At 65.8% G+C, this 17,359-nt stretch carries 18 protein-coding genes and 1 tRNA gene; 6 read left to right on the forward strand and 13 right to left on the reverse strand.

Annotated elements, in window-relative coordinates; genetic code table 11:
* Positions 1-9 precede the first annotated feature (9 nt).
* Positions 10-819, forward strand: coding sequence for an amino acid ABC transporter ATP-binding protein (locus tag RM543_RS06285; protein WP_311690045.1), 810 nt, complete (start codon positions 10-12; stop codon positions 817-819).
* A gap of 74 nt (positions 820-893) precedes the next feature.
* Here RM543_RS06285 and RM543_RS06290 read toward each other — a convergent pair whose 3' ends face one another.
* The 9 genes from RM543_RS06290 to rpmH all read right to left on the reverse strand — a co-directional run bounded on the left by RM543_RS06290 (position 894) and on the right by rpmH (position 8,265).
* Positions 894-1,370 carry a SixA phosphatase family protein gene (locus tag RM543_RS06290; protein ID WP_311690046.1) on the reverse strand — a complete coding sequence of 159 codons (477 nt, stop codon included), beginning with the start codon at positions 1,368-1,370 and terminating at the stop codon, positions 894-896.
* Positions 1,367-2,260 carry an acetylglutamate kinase gene (gene argB / locus RM543_RS06295; RefSeq protein WP_311690047.1) on the reverse strand — a complete coding sequence of 298 codons (894 nt, stop codon included), beginning with the start codon at positions 2,258-2,260 and terminating at the stop codon, positions 1,367-1,369. The genes RM543_RS06290 and argB overlap by 4 nt, the downstream gene beginning before the upstream one ends.
* Positions 2,261-2,333: 73 nt before the next feature.
* Complete coding sequence (yihA, locus tag RM543_RS06300; RefSeq protein WP_311690048.1) at positions 2,334-2,996, reverse strand: ribosome biogenesis GTP-binding protein YihA/YsxC; 663 nt, start codon at positions 2,994-2,996, stop codon at positions 2,334-2,336.
* Entirely contained in the window at positions 2,993-4,822 is a 1,830-nt protein-coding gene (gene yidC, locus RM543_RS06305; protein WP_311690049.1) for a membrane protein insertase YidC, read from the reverse strand. The genes yihA and yidC overlap by 4 nt, the downstream gene beginning before the upstream one ends.
* A 164-nt stretch (positions 4,823-4,986) precedes the next feature.
* Entirely contained in the window at positions 4,987-6,504 is a 1,518-nt protein-coding gene (locus RM543_RS06310; protein WP_311690050.1) for a putative bifunctional diguanylate cyclase/phosphodiesterase, read from the reverse strand.
* Positions 6,505-6,616: 112 nt separating this feature from the next.
* The gene (gene ttcA / locus RM543_RS06315) at positions 6,617-7,495 is read right to left on the reverse strand and encodes a tRNA 2-thiocytidine(32) synthetase TtcA (protein ID WP_311690051.1); all 879 of its coding nucleotides are present in this window, start codon (positions 7,493-7,495) and stop codon (positions 6,617-6,619) included.
* Positions 7,485-7,739, reverse strand: a complete 255-nt coding sequence (gene yidD, locus RM543_RS06320) for a membrane protein insertion efficiency factor YidD (RefSeq protein WP_311690052.1) — start codon at positions 7,737-7,739, stop codon at positions 7,485-7,487. The genes ttcA and yidD overlap by 11 nt, the downstream gene beginning before the upstream one ends.
* Positions 7,736-8,110 carry a ribonuclease P protein component gene (rnpA, locus tag RM543_RS06325; protein ID WP_311690053.1) on the reverse strand — a complete coding sequence of 125 codons (375 nt, stop codon included), beginning with the start codon at positions 8,108-8,110 and terminating at the stop codon, positions 7,736-7,738. Before rnpA ends, yidD begins: the two co-directional genes overlap by 4 nt.
* A gap of 17 nt (positions 8,111-8,127) precedes the next feature.
* A complete protein-coding gene (gene rpmH, locus RM543_RS06330) occupies positions 8,128-8,265 on the reverse strand; it encodes a 50S ribosomal protein L34 (RefSeq protein WP_025311815.1) in 138 nt (45 codons plus the stop codon).
* Between the two features lie 258 nt (positions 8,266-8,523).
* Here rpmH and RM543_RS06335 point away from each other — a divergent pair, with 258 nt between their 5' ends.
* From RM543_RS06335 to RM543_RS06350, 4 genes are all read left to right on the forward strand, one after another.
* Entirely contained in the window at positions 8,524-9,255 is a 732-nt protein-coding gene (locus RM543_RS06335) for a TVP38/TMEM64 family protein (RefSeq protein WP_311690054.1), read from the forward strand.
* Between the two features lies 1 nt (position 9,256).
* Entirely contained in the window at positions 9,257-10,672 is a 1,416-nt protein-coding gene (locus RM543_RS06340; protein WP_311690055.1) for a dihydrolipoyl dehydrogenase family protein, read from the forward strand.
* A 70-nt stretch (positions 10,673-10,742) separates the two neighbouring features.
* Entirely contained in the window at positions 10,743-12,095 is a 1,353-nt protein-coding gene (locus tag RM543_RS06345) for a sensor histidine kinase (RefSeq protein ID WP_311691320.1), read from the forward strand.
* 51 nt (positions 12,096-12,146) lie between these two features.
* Positions 12,147-12,223 (forward strand) — tRNA-Arg (locus RM543_RS06350).
* A gap of 214 nt (positions 12,224-12,437) precedes the next feature.
* Here the strand turns inward: RM543_RS06350 and RM543_RS06355 are convergent.
* The 4 genes from RM543_RS06355 to RM543_RS06370 all read right to left on the reverse strand — a co-directional run bounded on the left by RM543_RS06355 (position 12,438) and on the right by RM543_RS06370 (position 15,001).
* On the reverse strand, positions 12,438-13,514 hold the full coding sequence (locus tag RM543_RS06355; RefSeq protein WP_311690056.1) for a site-specific integrase: 1,077 nt from the start codon (positions 13,512-13,514) through the stop codon (positions 12,438-12,440).
* A complete protein-coding gene (locus RM543_RS06360) occupies positions 13,511-13,765 on the reverse strand; it encodes a DNA-binding protein (RefSeq protein WP_311690057.1) in 255 nt (84 codons plus the stop codon). The genes RM543_RS06355 and RM543_RS06360 overlap by 4 nt, the downstream gene beginning before the upstream one ends.
* A 358-nt stretch (positions 13,766-14,123) precedes the next feature.
* The gene (locus tag RM543_RS06365) at positions 14,124-14,594 is read right to left on the reverse strand and encodes a hypothetical protein (protein WP_311690058.1); all 471 of its coding nucleotides are present in this window, start codon (positions 14,592-14,594) and stop codon (positions 14,124-14,126) included.
* Positions 14,591-15,001, reverse strand: coding sequence for a hypothetical protein (locus RM543_RS06370; protein WP_311690059.1), 411 nt, complete (start codon positions 14,999-15,001; stop codon positions 14,591-14,593). Before RM543_RS06370 ends, RM543_RS06365 begins: the two co-directional genes overlap by 4 nt.
* 574 nt (positions 15,002-15,575) lie before the next feature.
* Between RM543_RS06370 and RM543_RS06375 the strand changes: the two genes are divergently transcribed.
* Positions 15,576-17,336 carry a hypothetical protein gene (locus RM543_RS06375; RefSeq protein WP_311690060.1) on the forward strand — a complete coding sequence of 587 codons (1,761 nt, stop codon included), beginning with the start codon at positions 15,576-15,578 and terminating at the stop codon, positions 17,334-17,336.
* Positions 17,337-17,359 lie beyond the last annotated feature (23 nt).

The raw sequence follows: 17,359 nt of genomic DNA on the forward strand, positions 1-17,359 counted from the left end.
GCCCCGGCCATGACCGCCACAGACACCGCCGCCCATGCTCCCGCTCCCGCCACGCCCCGGCGATCCGCGATGGAGGTTTCCGACGAGATCGCCATCGAGATCTCGGACATGAACAAGTGGTTCGGCCAGTTCCACGTCCTGCGCGATATCGACCTGACAGTTCATCGCGGCGAACGGATCGTGATCTGCGGGCCTTCCGGGTCCGGAAAGTCCACCCTGATCCGCTGTATCAACGCGCTCGAGGAGCATCAGAAGGGCCGCATCGTCGTCGACGGAACGGAGCTCTCCTCGGATCTGAAGAATATCGACAAGATCCGGTCCGAGGTCGGGATGTGCTTCCAGCACTTCAACCTGTTTCCGCATCTGACGATTCTCGAGAACTGCACTCTCGCGCCGATCTGGGTTCGCAAGGTGCCGAAGAAGGAAGCGGAAGCGACGGCGATGCACTTCCTCGAGAAGGTGAAGATCCCCGATCAGGCCAACAAGTATCCCGGTCAGCTGTCGGGCGGTCAGCAGCAGCGCGTCGCCATCGCGCGATCGCTCTGCATGCGTCCGCGGATCATGCTGTTCGACGAGCCGACCTCCGCCCTCGATCCCGAGATGATCAAGGAGGTGCTCGACACCATGATCTCGCTCGCGGAAGAGGGCATGACCATGCTCTGCGTCACCCACGAGATGGGCTTCGCCCGGCAGGTCGCGAACCGGGTCATCTTCATGGACCAGGGCCAGATCGTGGAGCAGAACGAGCCCGAGGAGTTCTTCAACAACCCGCGCTCGGATCGCACGAAACTGTTCCTCAGTCAGATTCTCGGTCACTGAGACCGGCAATCGTCCGACGTCGGGGGAGGGGGGCCTAGGCCCCCTTTTCGCATTTCAGGGTCTAGCCCGCGGGCTCAGACGAGGTCCTGCGGCGTCACGAATTCGACGAGTTCGCCCGCCCCCGGCTCCACGTCCTCGTGGAAACGGATCACCGACGCGGCCGAAGTGGGGTAGGTCTCCCAGCGGGGATGATCCGGCGCCGAGCTGACGAGGACATGCGCCAGATCGCCGATGGCCGGGTTATGCCCGACGAGAAGGATGGTCTCGCCCTCTGCGTCTTGGAGGATCTGCATGAGGTCGTCCGTCTTCGCCTCGTAGATCTCCTTGCGGACCTCGAGATCGCTTTCGAAGGCCATCTCCGACAGCGTCTCGCGCGTCCGGGATGCCGGGGAGCAGAGGATCAGGTCGGGCACCCAGCCCGTCTCGCGGAGCCAGCCGCCGAGCGCGTCGGCCGCGGCCCGGCCCCGCATCGTCAGAGACCGGGTCGCGTCGTCCTGCCCGGCTGCGCCGGGTTCCGCCTTCGAATGCCGGATCAGGATGACCGTCTTCATGGCTGGCCCGGATGGACCGGGACGAGGTGGTCTTCGCGAATGAGCGAGCCTGCGCCGTGGTCGGTGAACAGCTCCAGAAGGCAGGCATTGGGCGCGCGGCCGTCGAGGATCACCACGGCGCGCACGCCGCCGCGGATCGCGGCCAGCGCTGTCTCCGTCTTCGGGATCATTCCCCCGGCGATCACGCCGTCCTTGGTCATCCGCTCGACCTCGTCCGGCGTCAGGCGCGTCACGACGTTTCCGTCCAGATCCTTGACGCCCGCCACGTCGGTCAGCAGAAGCAGCCGGTCCGCCTTCAGTGCGGCGGCGACGGCGCCGGCGGCGGTATCCCCGTTGATGTTGTAGGTCTCGCCGTTCGGCCCCGCCCCGATGGGCGCGACGACGGGGATGATCCCGGCATTGTGCAGGGTGTGGAGGACGTCGGGCGAGACCTGCGTCGGATTGCCGACCAGTCCCAGCGCCTCGTCTGCCGGTTCGCAGACGATCAGCTTGGCGTCCTTGCCGGATAGCCCGACCGCACGGCCGCCTTCGTCGTTGATCGCCTGTGCGATGCGCTTGTTGACGCGGCCCGAGAGGACCATCTCGACCACCTCGACGGTGGCCTCGTCCGTCACGCGCTTGCCGCCGACGAACTCCGATTCGATGGCCAGCCGCTTCAGCAGGTCATTGATCATCGGCCCGCCGCCATGGACGATCACCGGACGCACGCCGACCTGGCTCATCAGGACCACGTCGCGGGCGAACATCCGCATCTCGTCGTCGTCCCCCATCGCGTGGCCGCCGAACTTGATGACGACGGTGGCACCCGAATAGCGCTGCAGATAGGGCAGGGCCTCTGACAGCGTGCGGGCGGTGGCGATCGAGTCGCGGGTCATGTCACGTCGTTTCATCCCTGGCTTCCGAATAGGCACTGCGCCCCGTGTTACTGCCCCGCGAGCCCGGTGGAAAGGGCGCGGCCGCGCTTCACTCCTCGGAAAGGCCGTGGGCGATGGACCGGAGCGTCTCCATGCCCTGGCCCGTCTCGGAGGAGGTCACGACGATTTCGGGATAGGCGGCCGGGTGCTTCTGGAGCGCGGCGCGGACCTGTACGAGGATCTGCTCGCGATCCGCGGCCTTCACCTTGTCCGCCTTCGTCAGGACCGTCTGGAACGGTACCGCCGCCTTGTCGAGTAGGGACAGGATCTCGGCGTCCACGGCCTTGATGCCATGGCGATGGTCGATCAGCACGAAGGCGCGCTTGAGGGTCTGGCGACCCTGCAGGTACTGCTTGAGAAGCGCCTGCCATTGCTGGACGACGGCGACAGGAGCCTTCGCGAAGCCGTAGCCCGGAAGGTCGACCAGGAAGAGGCGCTCCCCACCAACCATGAAATAGTTGATTTCCTGCGTCCGGCCCGGTGTGTTCGATGTGCGCGCAAGCGCCTTCGTGCCGGTCAGCGCATTGATCAGGGACGATTTTCCCACGTTGGAGCGCCCGGCGAAGCAGATCTCCGGCCGGTCCGCCGGGGGCAGGCCGGACATCGCGACGACGCCCTTGAGGAACTCCGACTGACCGGCGAAGAGCAGCCGCCCCGCCTCGGCCGCCGCCGGCTCCGGCTCGGCGACGACGGGGAAGGGAAGCGTGCTCACTTGGCCTCGGACTTCTTGCGCTTGAAGCCTGAGCGGATGTTGCCGAAGACGTCCGGCTTCGATCCGTGGCTGCGCATGATGAGGTATTGCTGGGTGAAGGTGATCGTGTTGTTGGCGATCCAGTAGACCACGAGGCCGCTGGCGAAGCCGCCCAGCATGAACATGAAGACCCACGGCATCCATGCGAAGATCATCGCCTGAGTGGCATCGGCCGGGGCCGGGTTCAGCTTTTGCTGCAGCCACATGGAGATGCCGAGCAAGATCGGCAGGATGCCGATGAAGATCATGGCAAGGATGGACGAGGGCTCTGGTGCGGCCCACGGAAAGAGGCCGAACAGGTTGAACAGCGACGTCGGATCGGGCGCGGAGAGGTCCCGGAACGGCCCGAAGAACGGAGCGTGCCGAAGCTCGATCGTCACGAAGATGACCTTGTAGAGCGAGAAGAAGATCGGGATCTGCAGCAGGAGCGGCAGGCAGCCCGCGGCGGGGTTCACCTTCTTCTCCCGGTAGAGCGTCATCATCTCCTGCTGGAGCTTCGCCTTGTCGTCTCCGGCCCGCTCCTTGAGCTTCTCCATCTCCGGCTGGAGTTCCTTCATCCGCGCCATGGAGACGTAGGACTTGTACGCCAGCGGGAAGAGCAGCGCCTTGATGCAGAGCGTCAGCAGGATGATCGCGACGCCCATGTTCCCGATGATGCCGTTCAGCCAGTGCAGCACGGCGAAGATCGGCTTGGTCAGGAAGAAGAACCAGCCCCAGTCGATGCTGTCGATGAACTTGGTGACGCCGCCTTCTTTCTCGTATTCGCGGATCGTCTCCCATTCCTTGGCACCGGCGAAGAGACGGCTCTCCTGCGTGACGGTGGCGCCGGCCGGGATGTCCCGCGTGGGATAGACGGTCTGCGTCTGATAGATGTCCGGCCCTTCCTGGTAGAGCGACACGAGATTGACCGTGTCCGCCTGGGAGGGGATGAGGGATGTCATCCAGTACTTGTCGGTAAAGCCGATCCAGCCGCCGGTGACGTCTTCCTCGGTGACGGCGCGGGCGCCGATGCGGGCGTCCACGTCGAGATCGGCAAGGCTGTCGTAGTCCTCCTCGATGAGCTCGCCGTTCGCCATGGCGACGACGCCTTCGTGGAGGATGAAGAAGTTGGCGAGATCCGGAAGACCGTGACGCGCGACGAACCCGTAGGGCGCGGCGCGGACGTCGGTCTCCGTGGGGTTCTCGACGCTCTGGGTCACGGTGAACATGTAGTCCGCGTCGACCGCGATCTGCCGGCGGAAGATCAGGCCCGAGGGGCTGTCCCAGCGCAGGGTGACCGGGCTTTCCGGCGTCAGCGTTTCACCCTCCTCGAGGTCCCAGACCGTGTCGGTGCCGGGAACGGCGACGGCATCGAGGCCGGCGCCGGGGGCCCAGCCGTGCAGCGCGTAATACGCGCCCGGCTCACCGGCCGGGGAAAGCAGGCGCACGTTGCCGCTGTCCGGATCGAGGGTGTCGTCGTAGGTGCTGAGCAGCAGATCGTCGATCCGGCCACCGGCGAGAGAGAGCGAGCCGGAGAGCTTCGGCGTCTCGATCGGCACGCGGGCCGCCTCGGGAACGTCCGTCGCAGGCCCCGTGGTCGCGCCCGCAGACGTCTGGGGAGGCTGGCCATCGAGGGCGGGCGGCGACAGCGCGCCGGTTTCCCCTTCGGTGACCTGAACGCCGGGCGTTGCCGCGGGATCCGAGGGTTGAGGCGCTTGCTGCTCGGGTGGGAACAGCAGGAACCAGCCCAGGATCACGAGGAAGCTGAGCGCTGTGGCTAGGATGAGATTCTTGTTCTGATCGTCCATCGACGTCCTGATCCGGCGGTTGCGGAGGCGGGGGGGAGGAGCTTCGCGCCGGTTCAATCCGCCATGGCCGCAAAGGTCAAGGGCCAAGGGGCAAAGCGTGCCCCGTGTCGCGGCGCCGCATCGAACCTACTCGGTCGCCGACGCGATCGGCCCGGACGCCCCTCTCAGCCCGTTCGCCCGATCAACGGCGGCCGCGAGAGCCGCCCGCGGTAGCGGAAGATCCACGGAAGGGTGTCCTCCACCGGCATCGGGCGGGCGAGGCCGAACCCCTGCACGTATCGGCAGCCGAGCTGGGCCACGGTCGCGTGCTCCTGCGGTGTCTCCACTCCTTCGGCGAGCGTTTCGAGGTCGAGCTGCTCGGCAAGAGAAACGATTGCGGACACCATCTTGCGCTGCTGGGTGTCGCTGTCGGCGCGGCTCACGATGCTGCGGTCGATCTTGAGCCGGCAGACGCCGAAGCGGCGGATGGCGGAAATGCTGGCGTTTCCGGTGCCGAAATCGTCGAGATCGATCGTGCAGCCGAGTTCCGCAAGCGCGGTGACGTTACGGACGATCACGTCTTCGTCGGACGCGCAGACGACCGTTTCGAGAACCTCGATGGCGAGTCGATTTGGGGCGAGGTCGAATCGGTCGAGCTCCCAACGGATCCGGTCGACGAGGTGCGGGTTGCGCAATTCATGCATGGAGAGGTTGAGGGCGACCTGCGGGATGCCCAGATCCGCGCGCTGCCACATGCAGAGGGCCTCGAGGGACTGGGTCAGCATTTCCTGCGTCAGGCGCTCGGTCATGCCGGCGGCGAGGACGACATCGAGAAAGACCGACGGCGACAGGACCCCACGATCGGGGTGGACCCAGCGCACGAGGCTCTCGAAGCCGGTGATCTCTCCGGTGTCGGTGGAGGTCTGCGGCTGGAAGAACGCGCGGATGGCGCCCGTCTCGAAGGCCTCGTCGATCTGTGCCGCGAGGTCCGCGCGCATGAGCGACGCCTGCTGGATCGCGGTCGAATAGGCGCGCAGGCAGCCTCGACCCGATTGCCGGGCCTGCCGCAGCGCGAGAAGGGCGGCGTTCACCAGCGCGCCGCCGCCGGGTCCGGGACTCCTGTGGCCGGGGCAGAACCCGGCGGAGAGGCTGACATAGATGGTCCCGGCGTGGATCGGCAGCGGATTCAGGGCGGTGGCCTGCAAGCGCTCGCCGAAGGCCAGGATGCCATCGAGCCCCGATTGCCCCAGCCCATGGGCGAGGACGGCGAAGCGATCGCCGTCCAGGCGGGCGACCGCATCGCCGGAGCGGACGGCGCCTGTCAGGCGCTCCGCAATCTGGATCAGGACCTGCTCGGACCCTCCCGCGCCGAGGTCGCGCACGAGTTCATCGAAGCCGTCGATCTGAACGGCCAGGACAGCACAGTCCGGGTTCGGCGTGGCGAGCATGGCGTCCGCACGCTCTTCCAGTGCCGTCCGGCTCAGAAGACCGGTCAGGGCGTCGCGGTCTTCCGGCGGCCTTCCGGTACGCGACAGGCCGATCAGGACGAGGGGAAGAAGGACGGCGCAGAAAACGAGGCCGGGCTCCCCGCCGAGCCAGTAGGCGAGCAGGAGCGCCGCCGGCAGGAGAGCAGCGAGATCGGGCCGACGGAGAAACCGGCGGCCGTGGCGTTCAAGCGCGTTCAGGGCATGTGCGATGGTCACGGCGGCGGTCGCTCCTGCTGGCTCGGCGGATGTGCCGGGCGTTCGCAGGACCCTAGTGCCGGGGTCTCACCGCAAGCTTAATGCCGCTTGTGCTCTTTGACTAAAATTGTCCTCACGGAGCGTCCGCACCTTCGGAAGGCGCCTCGCCGGCCGTCGCGGCCGGGGCATTCGGACGCATCAGGGCCGCGAAATCGAAGAGGCCCGGGTCCAGGAGGTGCGATGGGCGCGCGTTCATCAATGCGCGGAACATCACCTGTCGGCGGCCAGGCGCGTTTTTCTCCCAGCCGTCGAGAATCTGCTTCACCTGCTGGCGCTGAAGGCCGTCCTGCGAGCCGCAGAGATCGCAGGGAATGATGGGGTAGTTCATCGCCGTGGCGAAGCGCTCGCAATCGGCTTCGGCAACGTGGGCGAGGGGGCGGTAGACGAAGAGATCACCCTCCTCGTTCACCAGTTTCGGAGGCATGGTCGCGAGACGCCCGCCGTGGAAGAGGTTCATGAAGAACGTCTCGAGGATGTCGTCCCGGTGATGGCCGAGAACGACGGCGGAGCAGCCTTCCTCACGCGCGATGCGGTAGAGATTGCCCCGGCGCAGGCGCGAGCACAGGGCGCAGAAGGTGCGGCCGGCGGGGATCTTGTCCATCACGATGGAGTAGGTGTCCTGGTACTCGATCCGGTGAGGCACCCTCATACGCTCGAGGAACTCCGGCAGGACGGTGGCGGGAAAGCCCGGCTGACCCTGATCGAGGTTGCAGGCGAGGATCTCGACCGGCAGGAGGCCGCGCCATTGCAGCTCGGTCAGCGCGGCGAGCAGGGTATAGCTGTCCTTGCCGCCCGAGAGGCAGACGAGCCAGCGCGCGCCACGTTCGATCATGCCGTACTTCTCGATCGCCTCACGCGTCTCGCGGACGATGCGCTTGCGCAGCTTGCGGAATTCGGTGCTCTGCGGGGCGCCCTCGAAGAGCGGATGGATCTCGGTGGAGTCATCGAGCATGAGGCGGCCTCGAGTCGCGGGGTGGGTCCGGTACGGGATCGTAGCCCGATCCGCCGAACGGATGACAGCGCCCGATGCGGCGCATCGTGAGCCAGCCTCCCCTGACCGCCCCGTGGCGGGACAGCGCCTCCAGTGAATAGGCGGAGCAGGTCGGCTGGAAGCGGCAGTTCCGTCCGACCCAGGGAGACAGGATCAATCGGTAGGCATGGACCGGAAGGGACAGTAGGCGGGCGAGGGGGCTCATAGAGCCGGCTCGGCACTCTGCTGCGCCCGCGCGGTCCCGTGAATATGCGTCAATGCGGCGGAAAGATCGCCGAGGAGGAGGTCCCACGGCCGGCCCGCGGTCGCATCCTTCCGGCCGACGAGAACGTAATCCCAGCCGGGTTGCCCCTCGCAGGGCAGAACGAGGCGCGCGATCTCTCGCAGGCGCCGCTTCGCGCGATTGCGGGCGACGGCATTGCCGACCTTCTTGGAACAGGTGAAGCCGACGCGGATCAGATCCGGATCGGCCTCGCCCGCGCGTCTCTGCCGGGCCTGCAACATGAAGGCGGGCGTGCCGGAGCGACGTGCCCGCGATGCGGCTATGAAATCGGCACGCTTCGTCAGGGTCGCCATCGGCGCCCCGCCGGATCTTACGCGCTCAGGGATTTCCGACCCCGCGCGCGACGCGCGTTCAGGATCTTCCGGCCGGCCTTGGTGGCCATGCGGGCACGGAACCCGTGCCGCCGCTTGCGGACAAGGTTCGAGGGCTGGAACGTACGTTTGCTCATGGGCTCGTCTCCGTCATTGTCCGTCGGTGGGCGCGCTCGGGCGGGCGCCCACCGGCGCCGCGGCGCGAGCCCCGGATATTCGAAGCCCGGTCCCTAGAGGGTCGGGCGCGCCCTGTCAACGCATCTCGCGGGCGAAAACGCCGGCGTCTTAGCGGACCCTGCAGGGTCAAGCGCGCGTTACCCGGTCTGGTGCCGGTTTCACTCGCCTGCACAATAGTGTCTGGCGCGTTACGGTGCAAAATCGAAGGACAGGCTGTGGTGGACAAGGAGGACGAGACGGGGCGGGGGCGACTTCTCAGATACGGGGCGCTGGTCCTCATCGCGGCGGTCGCGATCACCGGCGCGGTTCTTCTGCGCGACCAGCTGACCTTCGAGGCGCTGGCTGCGAATCGTGACGATCTCATCGCGTTCCGGGACCGGAACTACCTCTCGGCGGCAGCGGGCTTCGTCTTCGCCTACGCGCTCATCGTCGCCTTTTCCCTGCCGGGCGCGACCATCGCGACGCTGACGGGGGGCTTTCTCTTCGGCGTCTTTCCCGGCGTGTTCCTCAACGTCGTCGGCGCGACACTGGGCGCCACGGCGATCTTCACGGCGGCGAAATGGGGCCTTGGCGCCCAGCTGGCCGCACGGATGGACGCGTCGGAGGGCCTCGTGCGGCGGCTGAAGCAGGGGATCGACCGGAACATGTGGGAGGTCCTCTTCCTGATCCGGCTCGTCCCGGCGGTCCCGTTCTTCGTGGCCAACATCGTGCCGGCGCTGGTCGGCGTGCGGCTCCTGCCCTTCGTGGTAACGACGTTCCTCGGCATCATGCCGGGCGCTCTCGTCTTCACCTCCGTCGGCAATGGCCTCGGCGCGGTGTTCGAGCGGGGCGGGCGGCCGGATCTGTCGATCCTGTTCGAGCCGCAGATCCTCCTTCCGATCATCGGGCTGTGCGCGCTTGCCCTTCTGCCTATCATTCTAAAGAGCGTCCGCGGGACGAAAGGGGTCTGACATGAGAACGATGGAAGCCGATATCTGCGTGATCGGTGCCGGCTCCGGGGGTCTGACGGTCGCGTCCGGCGCGGCCCAGATGGGGGCGAAGGTCGTCCTGATCGAGGCAAACGAGATGGGCGGGGATTGCCTGAACTTCGGCTGCGTCCCCTCGAAGGCGCTGATCGCGACGGCTAGGCATGCCCACGCGATGCGCAGTGGCGGCATCTACGGGATCGCGCCGGTGGAGCCAGAGGTCGATTTCGCCGCCGTCCACGATCACATCCACGGCGTCATCGCCGCCATCGCCCCGGTGGACAGCCAGGAGCGGTTCGAGGGGATGGGCTGCACCGTCATCCGTGCCCATGCCCGCTTCGTCTCGGAGCGCGAGGTCGAGGCGGGGGATACGCGCATCCGCGCCCGCCGGATCGTTCTGGCCACCGGCTCCCGTCCCGCCGTGCCGCCGGTCGAGGGGCTGACGGACGGACCTTACCTCACCAACGAGACGCTGTTCGACCTGAAGGAGCTGCCGGAGCACCTGCTCATCATCGGCGGCGGCAACATCGGCTGCGAGATGGCGCAGGCCTTCCGCCGCCTCGGCGCCCGCGTGACAGTCATCGAGGGCGGAACGCCGCTGGCGAAAGACGATCCGGAGAATGCCGAGCTCGTCCTCGAGACGATGAAGGGGGAGGGCGTGAGCTTCGTCACCGGGCATCACGCGGACAAGGTCGAGTGGACCGAAGGCGGCGTCACCGTGCGCACCGGGGCGGGGACGTATAGCGGCTCGCACCTTCTCGTGGCGGCCGGGCGCGCGCCGGCGCTGGACGATCTCGGACTTGAAGCTGCCGGGATCGAACGGGACAAGAAGGGGCTGAAGGTGGACGACACGCTGCAGACCACCAATCGCCGCGTCTATGCCGTGGGCGATGCGGCCGGCGGCATGCAGTTCACCCACCTCGCCGGATATCACGGCTCGACGCTCATCCGGAGGCTGCTGTTCGGCCTGCCGGTGAAGGCGAAGACGTCCCATATGCCCTGGGCAACCTATACCTCGCCCGAACTCGCCCAGTGCGGCCTGACCGAGAAAGAGGCGCGGGAGGCGCATGGCGATGCCGTCGAAGTCGTCACCAGCACCTATTCGGAGAACGACCGGGCCGAGGCGGAGCGCCGCACCGAGGGCCGGGTCAAGGTGATGGTGGTGGGGGGGCGTCCCGTCGGCGCCTCCATCGTGGGGGAGAGCGCCGGAGACCTGATCGCGCTCTGGTCGCTCGCGATCTCCGCGAAGCTGAAGATGTCGCAGATCTCCGGCATGGTGGCGCCCTATCCCACGCTGTCGGAACTGAACAAGCGCGCCGCGGGCGCCTATTTCTCGCCACGGCTCTTTGATAACCCGAACGTGAAGCGCGTCGTTCGCGCCGTCCAACGCATCCTGCCATGAGGCGCAGCCCACAGTGACGTTCTTTCGCTCGCTCTCCGGACGGTTCCTGATCCTCACCCTCGCCTTCGTCATGCTGGCGGAGGTGCTGATCTTCGTGCCGTCGATCGCGCGCTTCCGCGAGGATTACCTGCTGTCGCGCCTCGAGCGGGCGCAGATCGCCTCCCTCGCACTTCTCGCCTCGGACGACATGCTCAGCCAGGACCTCGAGGCGGAGCTCCTGCAGAATGCCGGCGTTCTGAACGTGGTCCTGCGGCGGGACGAGATGCGGCAGCTGATCCTCGACAGCCCGATCCCGCAGCCCATCGTGGCGACGTACGATCTGCGCGACCCGGGCGCCGCTGAGTTGATCCGGGACGCGATCACCCGCCTGCTCGAACGCGACGAGCAGGTGGTCCGCGTCATCGGCAACCCGGTACGGGAAGCGGGGCTGCTGATCGAGGTCACGCTGGAGACGAGCCGCCTGCGCGCGGAGATGATCGACTACGGCCTGCGCATCCTGTTGCTGTCCGCCGTGATCTCCGTCCTCACGGCCGCGCTTCTCTTCTTCGCGGCCAGGGGGGTCATCGTCGCGCCGATCAAGCGTGTGGTCGATGCGATGCAGTCCTACGCCTCGGCCCCCGAGGATGCCCGCCGGATCATCACGCCCGAGGCGAAGGTCCTGGAGCTGAGAGAGGCGGAGATGGCGCTCCAGACGATGCAGACGCAGCTCACGGGGGCGCTCCGCCAGAAGCAGCGACTGGCCCAGCTCGGCGGCGCCGTGGCGAAGATCAGCCACGATCTGCGCAACATCCTCACCACGGCCCAGCTTTTCGCCGACCGCATGGAGGACAGCGCGGATCCCGCCGTTGCCCGCGCCGCGCCCAAGCTCGTCAGCTCCATCAGCCGCGCGATTTCGCTCTGCGAGAGCACGCTGGCCTTCGGCAAGGCCGAGGAGCCGCCACCGCGCCTCTCCCGCTTCGCGCTCGCCCCGCTGGTCGACGACGTGATCGAGAGCGAGCGGCTCGCGGCGGAAAACGAGGATGTGAGCTTTTCGGTGAACGTGCCCAGCGGCATGACCCTCCGCGCGGACAGCGAGCAGCTCTACCGTGTCCTTGCCAACCTCGTGCGCAACGCCCGGCAGGCCATCGTCGCGACCGGGGAGTTCGGCGAGATCGGCGTCTCGGCCACTGAAAGCGACGACGGCTGGACCCTGATCGTGCAGGATACCGGGCCGGGCCTTCCGCCCAAGGCGCAGGAGCATCTCTTCTCGCCCTTCTCCGGCGGCACCCGCAAGGGCGGCTTCGGCCTTGGCCTCTCCATCGCGGCGGACCTCGTTAAGGGCCATGGCGGCACGCTCGATCTTGCGCGCACGGACGACACCGGCACCACGTTCCGCATCGTCCTGCCCAAGGCGGTCCTGCGCTTCGAAGAGGCTGCAGAATGACCCGACTTCCCGCTTGCAAACCCTGATCGGGGCAAGTATCCCCGCCGCAACGCGCTGGTAGCTCAGTTGGATAGAGTACCTGACTACGAATCAGGGGGTCGGGGGTTCGAATCCTCCCCAGCGCGCCACTACCTTCCGCAAAGCACTGATATCACTGGCTTCTTGGTCGGTTTTGTCTAAGGCAGATTGGGCCTTAGACAATTTACGGCGTCCCGAAGGATGCTTCCCAGTCGCTTCTCTCCTTATGCACCTGTGAAATTTCATTGAGGTGTCGCCGAGGTGACACGCGGCAGAAAGCAAAAGGGCCGCACCAAGTGCGGCCCTTTTCGGATGCTTGGACGCTCATTCTTTCAAAAACCTGCCGGTCTCAAGCGCGGAGGGTTCAGGGCTGAGAAGCCGCCGCCTTTCGGCGCGCTTCGTGTAGCGCTCGATTTCCTTCAGCGTCTCATGTCCGCTCCACGCAGCGATCTGATGAATGTTCGCGCCACGCTCGGCATGAAGGATCATCCGGCTCTTCCGTAGCCCGTGAGACGTTTTTCCCGCGGGGACGTTGGCCATTTGAGCCCTTTCCGAGAACCACTGCGAGGCGCCCTTGCGGGAGCGAGCTTTGCCATGCACCGTCAACATGAAGGTTCCGCTGCGTTCTCCCATGGCCGCGATGGCGAGGCGAAGATGCTCGAGATCTTCGGCTACCGCGAACTTCGGCAAGCCTCTGTCGAATGGCACCGAGACTTCACTCCCGGTTTTCTTCTGAATGAAGACAAGCCAACCATCATCATCGACGTTCTCGGGGCCAAGACCGACGGAGTCCGAGATCCGGCAGCCGGCCCAGTATTGCAGCTCGAAGGCCATGCGTTCTTCGGTGCCATACTCCCAACGAGAGCGGTACTTGGAGATGTCCGAGAAAGTCCACGGGAGGTAGCCCGGCGTGGCATCTACTTTGAGCTTCTTCACCCCTTCGGTGGGCTTCGTGATGATCAGACGCCGTCCGAGAGCGAAGTCTCCGAGAGCGCTCCAAGACTTCAGACGTTCGTTGGCGGGGTTTCGCTCCATGCTATCCATCTGGTGTCGGATGTGTTCGGGGCGCACGCTTGCGAAAGCGACCCTGCCGACGGCGCCGTCATTCACCGCCAGAAGTCGCTTCATGTCACGGCGTCGGACATCCTGATAGGACTCGGAAAGGCCCCGGAAGTCGTGCGAGCGCAGGTACCGGGCAACGATATCGGCAACAGAATTTGGCTTTACCAGCTCTACGACCTTCGCCGGCTTGGCTACACCTTGATTGCAGGCCGCGAGGTAGGCGGCCAGGAAGTCTGGGTGGTCCTCGGGAAGATGGGCTGGCAACTGGATTCCCGTGGCGCGGTGGTAGACGTACTTGATGCCGCTGCTTTCGTAGCGCTTCAGGCCTTTCAGTTTCATGCCGCTGCCTGTTCTGGTGCCATCCGGAATGCCACCGCCGCTTCTTCGATTTCGCTCTCGCATGTCTTTTCTCCATCGTATTCGAGGCGATCGGCGTAATCGTCGAGATCGCGGAGGTCCCAGAGGCGGTTTCCGCCGGACCTTTTCGATTGCAGGTCAAGGCTGCGAAACTTGCTCTCGGACACGCCGAGGTATCTTGCAGCTTCACGTGCCTGCATCAGGCGCGGCGCATAGCCGTAGCTCTGGGACATCAGCACTCTCCCCGGGAGGCGATGATGCGCGACAGGCAAGGAAGGCGATCGAAGCTTTCGGCCCGACAGCTCTTCTTGAATATGCGCTTCATTTTCCCCTCCACCGATCGGGTTGGTTGGTCGGTCGAGAGCGGCCTGCCGCCCTCGGGAGGGAGATCGGTTCAGAGACAGGGGACCGGTGGATTTTCCTTATTGGGGTACACCCCCCCCACGAACGGTAGCCGCTCTGCGTCAAGGGCGTGTCTATCGGGCAGCAGCAAGGAGTTGGGACACGACACGCCCGTCCATGGTGATCCGGCCATGGACGCGGGTCTTGGGACCCTCAAGACGCGGCACCCCCGTGGGGCACCGCGGATCGTTATCGGTGGATGAGGTATCCAGTCTCCCGCATGGCGCCGGCAGCAGAAATGGTCGCCAGAACGAGGTCGGACAGGAGGTCGAGCTCTTCGATCACTTTGCCGAGCTTTCGCGCGGCCGGATCGGTATGAAGCACCTCATAGCCGCCGCGTACATGATCTACATCGCCGTACCAGGATGTGGAGGTGCCCGCATCAATCCGGTCCTGGAGCGTTGTCCTGAAGGCGTCGAGTTCGTCCAGAATGCTCACTGAGAAAAGCTCCCGGCGATCGAGCCGACCGGCAAAGGCCCGGGCGACGGCGCGCCGTTCTGGCGGCAGATGCGGGATCACGACGTCGTGGACCTGTGTCGTCACGACATGGGCCTGCATCAGAGTAATGGTTGCTATCCGCGCGACGAGGTCGTCGGTCATCTCCGAGCCTGCGATGAGATCGACGAGGAGCCGCCAGTTCTTGAGGGGACTCGCCATCATGCGGCCCTCCCCTCAGCGAGCGAGGCATTGGCGGGGGTCGCCTGCCAGTAAGACGCCAGAGCCGTTTCGAGACCGTCTGCAAGCAAGCAGATTTCTTCGACGACAGGGCTGGCTGGATCGATCCGGGCGAACCTGGCAGCTTCGATCCGCGACGGATCGTGAACGTGTTCGAGCATGAGCAGGTCGAGCAGATCGGCGAGCGCCCGCATTGTGCGGCGCGTCGGCGACTGCGGCGCGACCACGCCGTCCAGCGCAGCTTGAGCGAGGCGCAGACCGGGTGTGGCACCCAGCAATTCCGCGGCCGCGAAGAGGCCTTCGCGATGCTCCTCGACGAAACCTCGAAGCTCGTCGAAGGCATCCGATGGCGCAAGACCGGTCTGCTCGGATGGTGGAGTGAAATCGAACATGGGAAGATCTCCCTTGGGGTTTCCGGCTCAGGTCCGGGTCAAGCGGCGTTCAATCTTCCCTCTTCGTCTTCCGTCTTTTTCCCCTCGGTGCGTCTTTCCGTTTCGGCTCTCGCAGAGAGGAGCCGAAACGGAAAGATGCACCCCGGGACCATGCCACTGCGCGCGTCACTCCCGCCAATTTGCGCTTCCGGCCGAAGGCATCGCGATGTGGTCCTGGCGCTCGGCGCCGTCATGTTGGGAGAGGTCGAGGAGAGGGCTTGCCCCCTCCTCGCCGGGGCCGGGGAGGCCCGAGCAGCGGGGGGCCGGGGGGAGAGTGCGGAACGACTCCCCCCGGCCGCCGGAGGCGCGGGAGTGCGCGCAGCGAGCTTCCGTTGGCCGTCCGCCCAGGACCGCCTCCCCGGCGCAAGGGGCCCTCGGAGAGCCGCGCGTAGTGAGCCCCCGGAAGGGAGCGTCTCGCACTACGCATAGTCGGACACTATGCCTGATACGCGCGCCTGCGGCGCGCGTCGCAGACATTCCCGGAGGGGCACCTTTTTTACCTATTTCCCCGTCGCCTCGAACAAAGGAGATGGCGATGGAAGGATATCAATTCGCGCGTCTGGAGACGTTTTCCGTCCAGGGCGCACCCGGCAGCAAGCCGACGAAGATACGTAAGAACGGCGCGCGGGCATGGACCGCCGAGGAGGTTCTTCGGGAAGCGGAGCGTCATCCCATGGCCTCACTGCACGTGAACCCCGGTTGCCCCCCGCCGCAGATACTTCCGGGCACGGTGGGATCGTTCGCAGCTGTGCGGGCCGAACATGACAAGGCTGCGGCTGTAAAGGAATCCTACATGCGGAAGGGCAAAGACGGGAAAAAGAAGAAGGCTTGGCGGAAGCTGCGATCAGATGCCCGGACGCTCTATTCCTCCGTCGTCTCGCTTCCGACACTTACGCGCGACGCACTCGCTGATCCGGCTCTCGCCGCCGACTGCGTCGCGCTTCTCACCTCGGCGATGCAGCACGAGCAGAAGACCCTGGCAGCTCGCGGAGGTGTGCTCCTGATGGGGGTGATCCACTGGGATGAGGAACATGTCCATGCGCACTATCTCGCCGTCGCGCCTCAGGCTGGACGGGCCGACGGCCTGCATCCTGGACATGCTGCGAAGGCCGCCTTCAATGCCGCCCATGTCGATGCCGATGGCACAGATAGGAAAGCTGTCGGACATGGGGCGAACAGGGCGTACTGCGAGGCCATGCGCGGCTGGCAGGACTCGTTTCATGAGGAAGTCTTCGACGGGGCCGGACTTCTCCGGTATGGGCCGAAGCGCCATCGGTTGAGCCGGGCGGACTACCAGAAGGCGAAGGCCGCGAAAGCACAGCAGGCTGAAGACGCTAAGCGCAGCAAGATCTTGGCGATTGAGATCTCTGGCCAGGAAGAGCAGCTCGCCACAATTGTGAAAGAAGCCGCCGAGAGCGCGCGACACCTCGCGCGCGAGAAGGCCTCGATGGCTGGAGACAAGGTGGACCTATTGGTCCGCGAGCATGAAGTCGCTTCGTTGACCGTTCAAGCACGCGAGGAGATCTCGCGCGGCCGGTCGGTCGCTTCGACCGCAGAGGCACGGATCAGGGCGCTGACTGTCGGGACACGGGCGATCGAGGAGCGCCAGATAGATTACCGGCCGGGGGATCGGGACCGCCGGGAGGGCCTTACTTTCGGACCCGCAGCACCTGCCGACAAGAAGGAGCGTGGCAAGCTCAAAGACGCGATCCGGCCCGCCTTCGACGTGTTGGTCGGCTTTGCCAGACGGGTTTTCCGTCTCCGTCAGCGAGAGGAAGCCCATGCAGAACTGGAAGCGGAGAGCGAGCGACGGGCTCGCAAACGAGACCGTCAGGATGCCGAGACGCGACGCCGCGCCAGGGTCGTTGCGGCGGCACTTAGAAGCGATGGGCAACCGGTACCGGCACCTCTCGAGGCGGTAGCTGCTGGCGAGCCGCTGATCATGTCCGAGGCGAGCTTTCCTGGAGCATGGTCGATCTCGCCGGAGGCGAAGCCGGATGAGATCCGGGAACGCCTCAATGCTACGACCAATCTCCAGCTACGCACGGCGTGGCAGGCAACCCGGGACGCGGTTGAGCTGGTCGAGAATGACACATCTCTGCGAGATCGCTTCGCACTCGGCGTGCGTGTCATCGAAGCGAATGCGGACGATCGGGGGGTGGACCTGGAAAGTGGTCAGCAGAACCTCGATACAGCCAAGCGCCCCGAGGTCGCTGCATTGCACCGCGACGAGTTCCTTGGGCCTATAAGGGTCGCCAATGCGGCCAAGGAGCGCCAGCGGGTTCGCGGATCATGACGAGAGATGCCGAGACGGTGGCG

It is taken from the genome of Tropicimonas omnivorans (assembly GCF_031846565.1).
Classification (GTDB): domain Bacteria; phylum Pseudomonadota; class Alphaproteobacteria; order Rhodobacterales; family Rhodobacteraceae; genus Tropicimonas_B; species Tropicimonas_B omnivorans.

What these genes read in the sequence shown, in the direction of transcription:
- RM543_RS06285 (WP_311690045.1), top strand. Translation starts at nt 10, where the DNA reads ATGACCGCCACAGACACCGCCGCCCATGCTCCCGCTCCCGCCACGCCC.
- RM543_RS06290 (WP_311690046.1), bottom strand. Translation starts at nt 1,370, where the DNA reads ATGAAGACGGTCATCCTGATCCGGCATTCGAAGGCGGAACCCGGCGCA.
- argB (WP_311690047.1), bottom strand. Translation starts at nt 2,260, where the DNA reads ATGAAACGACGTGACATGACCCGCGACTCGATCGCCACCGCCCGCACG.
- yidC (WP_311690049.1), bottom strand. Translation starts at nt 4,822, where the DNA reads ATGGACGATCAGAACAAGAATCTCATCCTAGCCACAGCGCTCAGCTTC.
- ttcA (WP_311690051.1), bottom strand. Translation starts at nt 7,495, where the DNA reads ATGCTCGATGACTCCACCGAGATCCATCCGCTCTTCGAGGGCGCCCCG.
- yidD (WP_311690052.1), bottom strand. Translation starts at nt 7,739, where the DNA reads ATGAGCCCCCTCGCCCGCCTACTGTCCCTTCCGGTCCATGCCTACCGA.
- rnpA (WP_311690053.1), bottom strand. Translation starts at nt 8,110, where the DNA reads ATGGCGACCCTGACGAAGCGTGCCGATTTCATAGCCGCATCGCGGGCA.
- rpmH (WP_025311815.1), bottom strand. Translation starts at nt 8,265, where the DNA reads ATGAGCAAACGTACGTTCCAGCCCTCGAACCTTGTCCGCAAGCGGCGG.
- RM543_RS06340 (WP_311690055.1), top strand. Translation starts at nt 9,257, where the DNA reads ATGAGAACGATGGAAGCCGATATCTGCGTGATCGGTGCCGGCTCCGGG.
- RM543_RS06345 (WP_311691320.1), top strand. Translation starts at nt 10,743, where the DNA reads ATGCTGGCGGAGGTGCTGATCTTCGTGCCGTCGATCGCGCGCTTCCGC.
- RM543_RS06355 (WP_311690056.1), bottom strand. Translation starts at nt 13,514, where the DNA reads ATGAAACTGAAAGGCCTGAAGCGCTACGAAAGCAGCGGCATCAAGTAC.
- RM543_RS06360 (WP_311690057.1), bottom strand. Translation starts at nt 13,765, where the DNA reads ATGTCCCAGAGCTACGGCTATGCGCCGCGCCTGATGCAGGCACGTGAA.
- RM543_RS06365 (WP_311690058.1), bottom strand. Translation starts at nt 14,594, where the DNA reads ATGATGGCGAGTCCCCTCAAGAACTGGCGGCTCCTCGTCGATCTCATC.
- RM543_RS06370 (WP_311690059.1), bottom strand. Translation starts at nt 15,001, where the DNA reads ATGTTCGATTTCACTCCACCATCCGAGCAGACCGGTCTTGCGCCATCG.
- RM543_RS06375 (WP_311690060.1), top strand. Translation starts at nt 15,576, where the DNA reads ATGGAAGGATATCAATTCGCGCGTCTGGAGACGTTTTCCGTCCAGGGC.